At 60.0% G+C, this 12,998-nt stretch carries 13 protein-coding genes; 7 read left to right on the forward strand and 6 right to left on the reverse strand.

All coding sequences use genetic code 11. The annotated features are described in order from the left end of the window. Positions 1-49 precede the first annotated feature (49 nt). Complete coding sequence (locus ASC74_RS10140; RefSeq protein WP_007947710.1) at positions 50-568, forward strand: glycine cleavage system protein R; 519 nt, start codon at positions 50-52, stop codon at positions 566-568. A 215-nt stretch (positions 569-783) separates the two neighbouring features. On the opposite strand, the gene rarD is transcribed toward ASC74_RS10140, so the two are convergent. The 5 genes from rarD to ASC74_RS10165 form a co-directional block, all read right to left on the reverse strand. Further along, the gene (rarD, locus tag ASC74_RS10145; protein ID WP_056741269.1) at positions 784-1,671 is read right to left on the reverse strand and encodes an EamA family transporter RarD; all 888 of its coding nucleotides are present in this window, start codon (positions 1,669-1,671) and stop codon (positions 784-786) included. 191 nt (positions 1,672-1,862) lie between these two features. Continuing rightward, positions 1,863-2,837 carry a serine/threonine protein kinase gene (locus ASC74_RS10150; RefSeq protein WP_008147144.1) on the reverse strand — a complete coding sequence of 325 codons (975 nt, stop codon included), beginning with the start codon at positions 2,835-2,837 and terminating at the stop codon, positions 1,863-1,865. Between the two features lie 225 nt (positions 2,838-3,062). Further along, positions 3,063-4,964, reverse strand: a complete 1,902-nt coding sequence (locus tag ASC74_RS10155; protein WP_056741270.1) for a PhoX family protein — start codon at positions 4,962-4,964, stop codon at positions 3,063-3,065. A 58-nt stretch (positions 4,965-5,022) separates the two neighbouring features. After that, positions 5,023-5,787, reverse strand: a complete 765-nt coding sequence (locus tag ASC74_RS10160) for a TOBE domain-containing protein (protein ID WP_056741271.1) — start codon at positions 5,785-5,787, stop codon at positions 5,023-5,025. Between the two features lie 63 nt (positions 5,788-5,850). Then, positions 5,851-6,591: a ComF family protein gene (locus tag ASC74_RS10165; protein ID WP_056741272.1), complete on the reverse strand. Its 741-nt coding sequence runs from the start codon at positions 6,589-6,591 to the stop codon at positions 5,851-5,853. 92 nt (positions 6,592-6,683) lie between these two features. On the opposite strand from ASC74_RS10165, the gene bioB reads away from it, so the two are divergent. The 6 genes from bioB (at position 6,684) to ASC74_RS10195 (ending at position 11,703) form a co-directional block, all read left to right on the forward strand. Next, positions 6,684-7,739 (forward strand): biotin synthase BioB, encoded by a 1,056-nt coding sequence (gene bioB / locus ASC74_RS10170; protein ID WP_008147151.1) that lies wholly within the window; start codon positions 6,684-6,686, stop codon positions 7,737-7,739. A 175-nt stretch (positions 7,740-7,914) separates the two neighbouring features. Further along, a complete protein-coding gene (gene bioF / locus ASC74_RS10175; protein ID WP_056741273.1) occupies positions 7,915-9,093 on the forward strand; it encodes an 8-amino-7-oxononanoate synthase in 1,179 nt (392 codons plus the stop codon). Next, the gene (locus ASC74_RS10180) at positions 9,086-9,817 is read left to right on the forward strand and encodes an alpha/beta fold hydrolase (protein WP_056741274.1); all 732 of its coding nucleotides are present in this window, start codon (positions 9,086-9,088) and stop codon (positions 9,815-9,817) included. Before bioF ends, ASC74_RS10180 begins: the two co-directional genes overlap by 8 nt. Then, on the forward strand, positions 9,810-10,622 hold the full coding sequence (gene bioC / locus ASC74_RS10185) for a malonyl-ACP O-methyltransferase BioC (RefSeq protein ID WP_056741275.1): 813 nt from the start codon (positions 9,810-9,812) through the stop codon (positions 10,620-10,622). Before ASC74_RS10180 ends, bioC begins: the two co-directional genes overlap by 8 nt. After that, complete coding sequence (bioD, locus tag ASC74_RS10190; protein WP_056741276.1) at positions 10,619-11,299, forward strand: dethiobiotin synthase; 681 nt, start codon at positions 10,619-10,621, stop codon at positions 11,297-11,299. The genes bioC and bioD overlap by 4 nt, the downstream gene beginning before the upstream one ends. Positions 11,300-11,406: 107 nt before the next feature. Further along, on the forward strand, positions 11,407-11,703 hold the full coding sequence (locus tag ASC74_RS10195; RefSeq protein WP_056741277.1) for a hypothetical protein: 297 nt from the start codon (positions 11,407-11,409) through the stop codon (positions 11,701-11,703). A gap of 50 nt (positions 11,704-11,753) precedes the next feature. Here ASC74_RS10195 and ASC74_RS10200 read toward each other — a convergent pair whose 3' ends face one another. Further along, positions 11,754-12,995 (reverse strand): hypothetical protein, encoded by a 1,242-nt coding sequence (locus ASC74_RS10200; RefSeq protein WP_056741278.1) that lies wholly within the window; start codon positions 12,993-12,995, stop codon positions 11,754-11,756. Positions 12,996-12,998: the final 3 nt, after the last annotated feature.

Below are 12,998 nucleotides of genomic sequence, written 5' to 3' on the forward strand. Positions count from 1 at the left end.
GCCTATACTTGCTTTTCTATAACAAAAGTCATGACAAGAGGGCTGCGCCATGGACCACCTCGTACTCACTGTTTTCGCTCCGGACAAGCCAGGGCAGGTCGAGCGCATTGCCCAATGCATCGCCGAGCACGGCGGCAACTGGCTGGAGAGCCGCATGTCGCGCATGGCCGGGCAGTTCGCCGGGATTCTTCGGGTGGGCGTGCCGGCCGAGGCCTACGATGAATTGGTCGATGCCCTACAGGCATTGTCCGCCCATGGCATTCGCGTGCTGATTGCCGAAAGCGGCATCGAGCAATCCTGCACCTGGAAACCGATTGCCATGGAATTGGTGGGCAATGACCGCCCAGGGATCGTGAGAGACATCACCCGTCTGCTGAGCGAGCAGGGCGTGAATCTGGAAAGGTTGGTCACTGAAGTACGTCCGGCGCCGATGAGCAGCGAGCCTTTGTTCCACGCCGAAGCGATTCTGGCGGTGCCGCTGACGCTGTCCCTGGACGTGCTGCAATCGCGCCTGGAAACCCTGGCGGATGATTTGATGGTCGAATTGGTGCTGCGCAGTGAACCCTGAACAGGTTATCCAAGTTATACGTGCACCTGCCTGTGGATAACCTGTAGAGACAGCCCGCCAGGCCACGTCGGCCGGGGTTCTTCAGGATTTGATCAAAAAACCAGCAGTTTCATGGACTTGCGCACAAACGCCGGGGATCACGTTGTGGATAACCTTGGGAAGGATCGATGCAAGCCACGGGAGCCGTGGCTTGCAGAGGTTTGGGTGTTTTTTGATCAGCGGCGGCGTCGCAGACTTATCCACGCGTCGACGCTGTAAACCGCCAGACCGGCCCAGATAAAGATGAACGCTACCAGTGTGCTCGACGACAAATGTTCGCCAAACAGCAGAACGGCCTGCAACAGCACCAGCGTCGGCGCCAGGTACTGGAGGAATCCCAGCGTCGTGTAGGGCAAATGCCGTGCAGCGGCGTTGAAACACACCAGCGGCACCAGCGTCACCGGACCAGCGGCCACCAGCCACCAGGCTTCGGACGTGGTCCAGAATTCGGGCTGAGCGCTGGTGGCCGTCTGATTGAATAGCAGCCAGGCAATCGCAATCGGCACCAGCATCCAGGTTTCCACCACCAGCCCCGGCAACGCCTTGACCGGTGCCTGCTTGCGGATCAGTCCGTAGAAACCGAACGTCAGCGCCAGCACCAGGGACACCCACGGCAGACTGCCGACTTGCCAGACCTGCTGCGCGACGCCGACCGCCGCCAGGCCAACCGCCAGCCATTGCATGCGCCGAAGTCGTTCGCCAAGGATCAGCATGCCCAACAGCACGTTCACCAGCGGGTTGATGTAGTAACCGAGACTGGCTTCGAGCATGCGCCCGTTGTTCACCGACCAGACGTAGGTCAGCCAGTTGGCCGCGATCAGCGTGCCGCTCAGGGCCAGGATCGCCAGGCGTTTCGGGTTGTCACGCAACTCGCGCCACCAGCCCGGATGTTTCCACACCATCAGCAGCAAGGCGCCGAACAGCGCGGACCAGAGCACTCGGTGGATGATGATCTCCACGGCGGGCACGCTGGCGATGGCTTTGAAGTAGAGCGGGAAAAGTCCCCAGATGATGTAGGCACTCAGGCCCAGAATGTACCCGCGACGCGGGTTGGCGGCTTGCATTCAGAATCCTTGCTTAGGCAGCTAACAAAGAAGGGATTGTAAGGAGGTTTGCAGGAATGGTCGCGGACCAATGTGGGAGCGGCGGTGCGACGATTCGACTTGCTCGCGAAGGCGTCAGTACAGTCGACATCATCGGTGAATGGCAGTCCGTCTTCGCGAGCAAGCCCGCTCCCACAGGGGATCTGTGGTGGTCAGAAGAGTTTCAGGGGTTCTTCATTCAGGGCCGCCAGTTGTTCACGCAAGGCCAACACTTGGTCCCCCCAATACCGTTCACTGCCGAACCACGGAAAACTGTGCGGGAACGCCGGGTCATCCCAGCGGCGGGCGAGCCAGGCGCTGTAGTGCATCAGGCGCAAGGCGCGCAGGGGTTCGATCAACGCCAGTTCCCGCGGATCGAAGTCGTGGAACTCACTGTAGCCGTCCATCAATTCCGACAACTGACCGAGACATTCCTGACGATCACCCGCCAGCATCATCCAGATGTCCTGCACCGCCGGGCCCATGCGGCAGTCGTCGAGGTCGACGATGTGGAACATCTCGTCGCGGCACATCATGTTGCCAGGGTGGCAGTCGCCGTGCATGCGGATGTTCTTGTGCGGCGTGGCCTTGTAGACCTCTTCCACCCGCTTGAGCAGGTCGCGGGCCACGGACTCGTAGGCCGGCAGCAGGCTTTTGGGTACGAAATTGCCTTCGAGCAATGTCGTCAGCGAGTCATGACCGAAGTTCTTCACACCCAGTGCTTCACGGTGCTCGAACGGCTTTGTAGTGCCGACGGCGTGCAAGCGACCGAGCAGTTGCCCCAGGCGATACAACTGATCGAGATTGCCCGGCTCCGGCGCACGGCCGCCACGGCGGGGGAACAGGGTGAAACGGAAACCGTTGTGTTCGTGCAGGCTGGCACCGTTGTGAATCATTGGCGCGACCACCGGTACGTCGCATTCGGCGAGTTCGAAGGTGAATTGGTGCTCTTCGAGAATTGCTTCGTTGGTCCAGCGCTGCGGACGGTAGAACTTGGCGATCAGCGGCTCGGAGTCTTCGATACCGACCTGATAGACACGGTTCTCGTAGCTGTTGAGCGCCAGAATGCGCGCGTCGCTGAGAAAGCCGATGCTTTCGACGGCATCGAGCACGAGGTCTGGGGTAAGGGTTGCAAACGGGTGGGCCATGCTGACTCCTGCGCGCAGCAGGCTGCCGCGTCCGGCCAAGCATGGTAGCGCAGACGGGGCTTCTTTAGGGGGTTGGGCTTGAGATGAGTGTTGTCTGGGCTGACGCCTTCGCGAGCAAGTCGAATCGTCGCACCGCCGCTCCCACATTAGATCTAAGGTGTGCCGCAATTTGCATTCACACTGAAGATCCACTGTGGGAGCGGGCTTGCTCGCGAAGGGGCCTTATCAGGCGCCGACGACCCTGCCATCTTCCCTGGAGATCGCCATCACCGAAGACCGCGGCTTACCATTCGGCAGATGCTCAGGGAACGTCGACCCACCGTTCTCCCCCGGATGCTGAATCCCGACAAACAAGGTCTTCTGGTCTGGCGAGAAGCTGATCCCCGTCACTTCGCAACCCACCGGTCCGACCATGAAGCGACGAATCTCCCCGGTCACCGGATCAGCGCAGAGCATCTGATTATTGCCCATGCCCGCGAAGTCGCCGGCGTTGCTCGAATCGCCATCGGTGAGAATCCACAACCGCCCAGCCTTGTCGAAACCCAAGCCGTCCGGGCTGTTGAACATGTTCTGCGGCGTGATGTTCGACGAGCCTCCCTTCGGCGAACCGGCGTGAACACCCGGGTTGCCCGCGACCACAAACAGATCCCAAGCAAAGCTTTTCGAGCCGTGATCGTCACGGTCAGTGCGCCAGCGCAGAATCTGCCCATAGACGTTCTTCTCGCGCGGGTTCGGCCCGCCCACCGGTTGACCATCCTCGCCACGCTTGGCGTTGTTGGTCAGCGTGCAGTAGACCTGGCCATCCTTGGGGCTGACGACGATCCATTCCGGGCGGTCCATGCGCGTGGCTTTCACCACACTGGCCGCGAGGCGGGCGTGAATCAGCACTTCGGCCTGGTCGGCGAATCCGCTGCTGGCATCGATGCCGTTTTTACCGTGGGTCAGTTCGATCCACTCGCCCTGGCCTTTCGGGTGATCGGCGTTGCCGTCGCCCGCGTCGAAGCGCGCCACATACAAGGTGCCGTGATCCAGCAGGTCGCGGTTGGCCTTGGGGTTTTTGTGGTTGATCTTGTCGCGGCTGACGAATTTGTAGATGAACTCGCCGCGCTCATCGTCGCCCATGTACACCACGGCGTGACCGTCACTGGTTTCGGCCAGGGCGGCGTTTTCATGTTTGAAGCGTCCCAGCGCAGTGCGTTTGACCGGCGTCGATTGCGGGTCGAACGGGTCGATCTCCACGACCCAACCGTGACGGTTGAGTTCGTTGGGGTTTTTCGCCAGGTCGAAACGCTCGTCGTGCGGGTGCCAGTTGATCTCTTTGCTGGCCGTCACCGCGCCGTAGCGTTTCTGCGCGGCGTCGAACTTTTGTTCGGCATTGCTGCTGCCGAAGCAGTCAGTGAAGTTTTCTTCGCAGGTCAGGTACGTGCCCCACGGCGTCTTGCCGTTGGCGCAGTTCTGGAAGGTGCCCAGGACGTTCTTGCCGTGCGGATCAGCGCTGGTTTTCAGCAGTTCGTGGCCGGCGGCCGGGCCGCTCAGGCTGATTGGCGCGTTGCCGTGAATGCGCCGGTTGTAGCGCGAGCCCTGGACGAAATGCCACTGACCGTTCTTGCGCTGCACTTCGATCACCGACACGCCTTCGCAGGCCAACGCCTTGCGCACGTCAGCAGCCGATTGCGGCATGCCGCCGTGGGCGTAGAGGTAGCGATAGTTGGTGTATTCGTTGTTGATCGCCATCAGCGCCCGGTTGTGGTCACCGGGAAACTCGAACAGGCTCATGCCGTCGTTGTTGTCGCCGAACTGGACTTCCTGATGCTCGGCTGTGCCGTTGCCACTCGGGTCGAACACCGGGCCATTCTTCTGCAGGGGTTGGCCCCAACTGATCAATACCGAAGATTTGTAACCTGGCGGCAGGGTGATGGCATCGCTGGTGGCGGCGGGAATACTGTCAAAACCCAACAGTTTGCTGGAGCCGGCGCTGACGCTGGCGGCCAGCACGCTGCGGCTCAGCAGGTTGCCGCCCATGAACATCGCTGCACCGCAGAGGGCGCCGGCGCTGATGAAACCACGGCGGCTGAGGCCGACCATTTTCTCGAGGTCGGTGGATTGGTTGTCTTCTAATAGGCTCACATCAGGCTCCCTGCGGGTTTTTGCAGTCACCTTAATGAGCGTTAATGACACTTGTGTTTCAAAGCGGTGTACCGAGTAAAACGTTGGATGGCGCGAACTGCACCAGCACCGGTTTATTGGCGGCGAGGCCGAGGGTTCTCAAGTGCAGCGGTTCGGCCAGCGCACAGAGTGTCTGGCCATTGGGCAGGCCGATGCGCACTTCGCTGGGGCCGTCCTCGGCGTCGAGAATTTCCTCGATGATGCCCTTCAGGCAATTATTGCCGGGTGTTGCCACTTGATCGATGCCCAGCAACTCCAGCCAGCCGGCCTTGATCAGTGCGACCACTTCGGTGCCGGTTTCGAGGTCCAGACGCAGGGTGCTGTCGTGAGTGATCTGCGCATCGATGCTCAAGCCTTCGGCCAGTTCAAGGCGAATCCGGTCGTTGTGCCCTTGGTTATCAATTGCCACGACCTTGCCATGCAGTTGATTGCGCGCACTGGTTCTGAGCATCAGTCGGCCGAGCAGGTCGAGATCGCTGGCATCTTCGGCGGCTTCCAGCACCTGAGCCTGCAAAGCTTGCAGCTTTTGATACAGGCGCAATACGCGCTCGCCTTCGCTGGAGAGTTTGGCGCCACCGCCGCCCTTGCCGCCGACACTGCGCTCCACCAACGGTTTTTGCGCGAGGTTGTTCAGCTCGTCGATGGCGTCCCAGGCCGCTTTGTAACTCAGCCCCGCGCTTTTCGCGGCGCGGGTGATCGAGCCCTGTTCGGCGATGTGTTGCAGCAACGCGATGCGCTGCGGACGACGGACGATGTGCTGGGACAACAACGTAGGCAAGGACATGGCAAGACGCTTTGGGCTGTGGCGATGGGAAGGACGTTGGCGGCTTGGGGCCCGGGAGTCAAGTCAGGGCGCATCGCCGGGTTTGGGTGTGCGGGCCAGGCAATAGACGTCGACACGTGCGGCGCCGGCGTCCATCAACAGGCGAGCCAGGGCCTGGGCCGTGGCGCCGGTGGTCAACACATCGTCCACCAATGCGAAATGACGACCCTTGATGCACACATCGGGCGTCAGGGCGAAGGCGTTGCGCAGGTTCTTTTTGCGGGCCTCGGCATTCAGGTCCTGTTGGGCGCTGGTGTCCTGAATCCTCAGCAACAGCGTTTCATCGCACGGAATGTCGAGGCGGGTGCTGAGCCAGCGGGCGAGCATCGCGGCTTGGTTGAAGCCCCGTTTACGCAGTCGTTTGGAGGCCAACGGAACAGGGATGAGCGCGTCGGGTCGATTCAGGTCTTCATCGAAGCGATGTTGCAGGAACTGAGCGAGAAGCTCGGCAAGCAGGCGACCAAACGGCCACTTCGCAGAGTGTTTGAAGCGTGTGATCAACGTGTCCACCGGAAAACTGTAAGTCCAGGGCGTAGCGACCCGTTCAAACGCTGGCGGTTGTTTCAGGCATTGGCCGCAGGTCAGGCCAGCAGCGGGCAACGGCAGGGCGCAGGTTTGGCATTGATCGCCCAGCCAGGGCAACTCCGTTTCACAGGCCGTGCAGAGGGGGGGGCATTCATCGGCGGGTTCTGAACAGAGCAAACAGAATTGTTCGTTTTTTAACCAGATGTAAACCGGTCCTTCGTATCGTGGTTGACAGCGCATGAGTCTTCCTTAAATATGCCGAACATCCGTGTCGCGTCTGTGGGTATTCCATTCCCCAGCCGCTTGCCAAGCATAAAACAAAGGAAACGCCCATGAGCGCCAGCACCACTGCAACCCTGCGTCATGACTGGTCTTTGGCCGAAGTCAAAGCACTCTTCGTTCAGCCATTCAATGACCTGTTGTTTCAGGCGCAGACGGTGCACCGCGCGCATTTCGACGCCAACCGGGTCCAGGTGTCGACGCTGCTGTCGATCAAGACCGGTGCCTGCCCGGAAGATTGCAAATATTGTCCGCAGTCCGGTCACTACAACACCGGCCTGGAAAAAGAAAAGCTGATGGAAGTGCAGAAGGTCCTCGAAGAGGCCGCTCGCGCCAAGGCCATCGGTTCGACCCGTTTCTGCATGGGCGCGGCGTGGAAACATCCGTCGGCCAAAGACATGCCTTACGTGCTGGAAATGGTCAAAGGCGTGAAAGCCATGGGCCTGGAAACCTGCATGACCCTCGGTCGCCTGGATCAGGACCAGACCGTTGCACTGGCCGACGCCGGCCTCGACTACTACAACCACAACCTCGATACCTCGCCGGAGTTCTACGGCAGCATCATCACCACTCGCACCTACAGCGAGCGCCTGCAAACCCTGGCTTACGTGCGTGAATCGGGGATGAAGATCTGCTCCGGCGGCATCCTCGGCATGGGCGAGTCCCTCGATGACCGCGCCAATCTGCTGATCCAGCTGGCCAACCTGCCAGAGCACCCAGAGTCGGTGCCGATCAACATGCTGGTGAAAGTCGCCGGTACGCCGCTGGAAAATGCTGACGATATCGACCCGTTCGACTTCATCCGCATGCTGGCTGTCGCACGCATCCTGATGCCGCAATCCCACGTGCGCCTGTCCGCCGGCCGCGAAGCGATGAACGAGCAGATGCAGGCCCTGGCGTTCTTCGCCGGCGCGAACTCGATTTTCTACGGCGAAAAACTGCTGACTACCGCCAACCCGCAGGCAGACAAGGACATGCAACTGTTCTCGCGCCTGGGCATCCTGCCGGAAGCGCGCGAAGAGCACGCTGACGAAGTGCATCAGGCCGCGATCGAACAAGCGCTGGTTGAGCAGAAGAGCAGCGAGCAGTTCTATAACGCTGCTGTCTGAAATCCTGCATTCATCTCCTGAATGAATGCAAAACCCCTGTGGGAGCGAGCCTGCTCGCGATGGCGCCAGTTCAGTCGACTTCAATGTTGAATGAGGCACCGTCATCGCGAGCAGGCTCGCTCCCACAGGGGTAGCGATCAATTTGATTTATGTAATCTGACTGCCCGAGGTCCGCATGTCTTTCGATCTCAGCGCGCGCCTTGCTGTCCGTCGTGCCGAAAATCTCTACCGCCAACGCCCATTGCTCGAAAGCCCCCAAGGCCCGGAAGTGGTGGTCGATGGTCAGCCGTTGCTGGCGTTCTGTAACAACGACTACCTGGGCCTGGCCAATCACCCGCAAGTGATCGAAGCCTGGCGCGCCGGTGCGGCCCGTTGGGGCGTCGGCGGCGGCGCGTCGCATTTGGTTATCGGCCACAGCAGCCCACATCATGCGCTGGAAGAGGCCCTGGCCGATTTCACCGGTCGACCGCGCGCGCTGTTGTTTACCACCGGTTACATGGCCAACCTCGGCGCGGTCACCGCGCTGGTCGGGCAGGGCGATACGGTGCTGGAAGACCGGCTCAATCACGCGTCCCTGCTGGATGCGGGTCTGTTGTCCGGAGCGCGTTTCAATCGCTATCTGCACAACGACGCGGCGAGTCTGGCCAAGCGTCTTGAGAAGGCGACCGGCAATACCCTGGTGGTCACCGACGGCGTGTTCAGCATGGACGGCGACATCGCCGACCTGCCGGCGCTGGCTCGGGAGGCGAAAGCCAAAGGTGCCTGGTTGATGGTTGATGACGCTCACGGGTTTGGTCCGCTGGGCGCCAATGGTGGCGGGATCGTCGAGCATTTCGGCCTGAGCCAGGAAGACGTGCCGGTACTGGTCGGCACCCTTGGCAAGGCGTTTGGTACCGCCGGGGCTTTTGTGGCTGGCAGCGAAGAGCTGATCGAGAGCCTGATCCAGTTCGCCCGTCCCTACATTTACACCACCAGCCAGCCGCCGGCGCTGGCCTGCGCGACGCTGAAAAGCCTCGAATTGCTGCGCACTGAACACTGGCGTCGTGAGCATCTGAAGACGCTCATTGCCCAGTTCCGCCACGGTGCCGAACAAATCGGCCTGGAGTTGATGGACAGCTTCACACCGATCCAGCCGATCATGATCGGCGATGCCGGGCGTGCGGTTCGACTGTCGCAGATGCTGCGTGAGCGCGGTCTGATGGTCACTGCGATCCGTCCACCGACCGTGCCCGCCGGCAGCGCCCGACTGCGGGTGACCCTGACCGCCGCGCACAGCGAGGCGCAGGTACAGCTATTGTTAAATGGACTGGCCGATTGTTTTCAACAACTGGGACCGGAGCCAAGCCATGCGTGATCGTCTGATTCTGCTGCCCGGCTGGGGTCTCGGAATTTCTCCCCTGGAGCCCTTGGCGGCAGCGTTACAAGGACTGGATGAACACTTGCGGGTCGAGATCGAGCCGTTGCCGGAACTGGAATCGAGCGATCTTGATGAGTGGCTCGATGAGCTGGATTCGACGGTGCCTCAGGACGTCTGGCTCGGCGGCTGGTCGCTCGGCGGCATGCTCGCTTCAGAGTTGGCGGTCCGGCGCGGCGATCGCTGCTGCGGCTTGCTGACCCTGGCGAGCAATCCTTCTTTTGTCGCTCATGAGCAATGGCCGAGCGCGATGCCTGCCGAAACCTTCGATGCGTTTCTGGCCGGTTGCAAGGCTGATCCGCGCATGACATTGAAGCGTTTTTCGCTGCTCTGCGCTCAGGGAGCCGAAGACCCGCGCGGGTTGTCTCGGCTGTTGCTCGGTGGCGCGCCACACACCTCGGCAGAGGTATTGATGAGCGGCCTGGAGTTGCTCGCACAATTGGATACCCGCCAGGCTTTGCAGGTGTTTCGCGGTCCGCAATTGCACTTGTTCGCCGGCCTCGATGGACTGGTTCCAGCCGAAGCGGCGGGCGACCTGCTGACATTGCTGCCGGATGTTGAAATTGGTCTGATCGAGCAGGCCAGTCACGCGTTTCTTCTGGAAGACCCTCACGGTGTGGCGGGGGCGATTCAGGCCTTTTTGCATGAGTCCGGTGATGACTGATTTATCCCTTCCCAACCTGCCCGGCGGCTTGCCCGACAAACGCCAGGTGGCGGCATCTTTTTCCCGTGCGGCGGCAAGCTATGACAGCGTGGCCGAATTTCAGCGCGACGTTGGCAGTGAATTGTCGAGTCGTTTGCCGGAGGACTTCGTGCCGGGTGTGTGGCTGGATCTGGGCTGCGGCACCGGGCATTTCAGTCGTGCATTGGGCGAGCGATTTCCTGCCAGTCACGGCCTGGCCCTGGACATCGCCGAAGGCATGCTCAATCACGCCCGCCCGTTGGGTGGTGCAACGCATTTCATCGCCGGCGATGCCGAGCGGTTGCCGTTGCAGGATTCGACCTGCGATCTGATCTTCTCCAGCCTGGCGGTGCAGTGGTGCGCGGACTTCGCTTCGGTGCTCAGTGAAGCCAATCGGGTGCTGAAACCAGGCGGAGTTTTTGCGTTTGCTAGTCTGTGCGTAGGCACATTGTTCGAGCTGCGTGACAGCTGGCGTCAGGTGGATGGCATGGTGCACGTCAACCGCTTCCGCGAGTTCGGGGTTTATCAACAGCTTTGCGCGGACAGTGGGTTGAGCGTCGCGAGTCTGGAAACCCGACCGCACGTGTTGCATTACCCGGATGTGCGCAGCCTGACTCATGAGCTGAAGGCGCTGGGTGCACACAACCTGAACCCCGGTCGGCCGGGTGGTTTGACCGGCAGGGCGCGGATCCTCGGATTGATCGAGGCTTATGAGCAGTTTCGTCAGGCCGAAGGATTGCCGGCGACTTATCAAGTGGTCTACGCCGTTTTGGAGAAACCTTTATGAGCGCAGCCTATTTCATCACCGGCACTGACACCGATGTCGGCAAGACCACTATTGCCGCAGCTTTGCTGCATGCGGCGCGGGCGGCCGGTTTGAGCACGGCGGCGGGCAAACCGGTCGCCTCCGGTTGCGATGTGACGCCCAAGGGCTTGCGCAATGCCGATGCGTTGGCGTTGCTGGCGGAGTGCTCGGTGCCTTTGACTTATGCGCAGGTCAACCCAGTGGCGTTCGAACCGCCGATCGCTCCGCATCTGGCAGCGCGGGAGGCCGGCGTGGCATTGACGGTGCAATCACTGTTGACGCCCATGCTGGAGATTCTCGATATGCAAGCGGACTTCACCTTGATCGAAGGTGCTGGAGGCTGGCGGGTGCCGTTGGCGGATCAGGACAATTTGTCGGACCTGGCGATGGCGCTGGATCTGCCGGTGATCCTGGTGGTGGGTGTGCGCCTGGGTTGCATCAACCATGCGCTGCTGACGGCCGAGGCGATTGCTCAGGACGGTTTGCAGCTGGCGGGGTGGGTGGCCAATATCATCGATCCGAAGACTTCGCGTCTGGAAGAAAACCTCGCGACACTCGCTGAGCGGATCCCGGCACCGTGCCTTGGGCGAGTGCCGAAACTCAAGTTGGTGACGGCTGAAGCGGTGGCGGAGTATCTGCAGCTGGATCTGCTGGACTAGGGTTTTAACTATGACAAGGCACTGTGCCATTAGTGTTTTTGTCGGGTCTTTTGTCAGTGGGTCTGCTTCAATGGCTGCTGTTGATCCTTTGTAGGACGAGTTCTCCCATGGAAATCTCAGGAAACACCGCTTTTTATGCCGGTCTGAGCACTATTCAGACAGGGCAGAACCGTGTCGATCAGGCCTCTGGCCAGATCGCCAACACGACGATCGAGCGTTCGGTCACCAGCCAGTCTTCCGAGGCTCAAGTCGACCGACTGCGCTCGGTTGATCGCAGCCGACAATCAGACTTGGCCAGCAATATGGTTGAGATGTCCCAAGGCAAGATCCAGGCAGAACTGGGCGTCAAAGTCGCCAAGGCTTCTGACGAAATGCTCGGTACGTTGATTGATACTTTCGCGTAACCCATGTTCCGTGCCACAGGCGCGGGCACTGAAGATAGTAGGCGAATCAATTACTGTCCAAGCAGCCCCACAACGTAGGAATAGCGAATTTCACGGGCGGTGTTTGTTTCGCCAGCCGAGATAATTCTATTTGTGCGGGGCTGTATCGCAACGTCCCAACACAGACCGCTAGTTACAATTGCCCAGCCTTTTTCCTTGAAGCTTGAATCGAGTGTGCCGTTTTGCAGGAAGCGCCCCATGATCAGAAGCTTGCCGTTATCGTCCGTGTCTGTTGAGCCAGCAACGACAATCTTGCCATCGGGTTGAATCGCAACGGTGTTCCATTCGGGATGCTTTAACCCCTCGTGAATCAGCACTGGCTTACCGTCATTGAACTGCGGATCAAGCTTCCCGTGGGTGTCAAATCGCATCAACAGGCAACTGCGCTGGGGGCCTGTCGTGTAACCGGCGCAAACCAATTTCCCGTCACTCTGAACAACCATTTGTTCCAGGATGCAATGGTGATTGGCGATTCCCCACTTTGCATAACCTTCTATTCCAAAACCAAGGTCTGGAACACCGTCGGCGCTATAGCGGGACAGCGTTATTTGCAGATCACCTTGACCCACGATCATTCCGCCTACAACGATCTTGCCATCCGGTTGAAGCTGAACACTCGATGAGTGAGTGGTGAAGTTACCGAATCGCAGGTCGATGAAGCCTGCCCCTTCGCCGAAGGTTGGGTCCAATTGGCCGTCACTTTGTAAGCGGGCAAGGCGGCTAATGACATCGAGGGAATTGTTGGGAGGCAGTTGATAACAGCAAGTAACGAGGATTTTGTCTGCTTGCAGGCAGCCGTCAGTCATGCGGCGAGGTCGTGCGGGAGCTACAGCGCCTTCAGGAGTAATACCGAGGATTTGATGACCGAAAACCGGGTCCGGGCTGCCACTGGCATTGAAGCGTGTTACGGCGGGTCGGCTCACGCCATTGGTGATCGAGTCGCAAATAAGTACCGTTTTTCCGTCATCCTTTTGCCATAGCAATCGAGTGGGAATCGACGTTCCGGCGTTTTCGAATTTTCCTCGAGTGGGCGTGAAACCTTCAATACCGAAACCGTCAGCACTGGCACGGGTAAAGAGATATTCCCCGTCTACCGAGATTGCCAGATTGAGCTCTCCGTCAGAAGTCACTGCCAGTGCGCGGGCGCTGCTGGGAATTTTGCCTTCAGGTGTGAATCCACCGCTGTTTTTACCGAACGTTGGATCGTGGTCACCCGCCTGCGTTGCTTGTGGCTGATTGATAGAACTGTTCATGTC

The organism is Pseudomonas sp. Root329 (genome assembly GCF_001424925.1).
GTDB lineage: Bacteria > Pseudomonadota > Gammaproteobacteria > Pseudomonadales > Pseudomonadaceae > Aquipseudomonas > Aquipseudomonas arabinosi.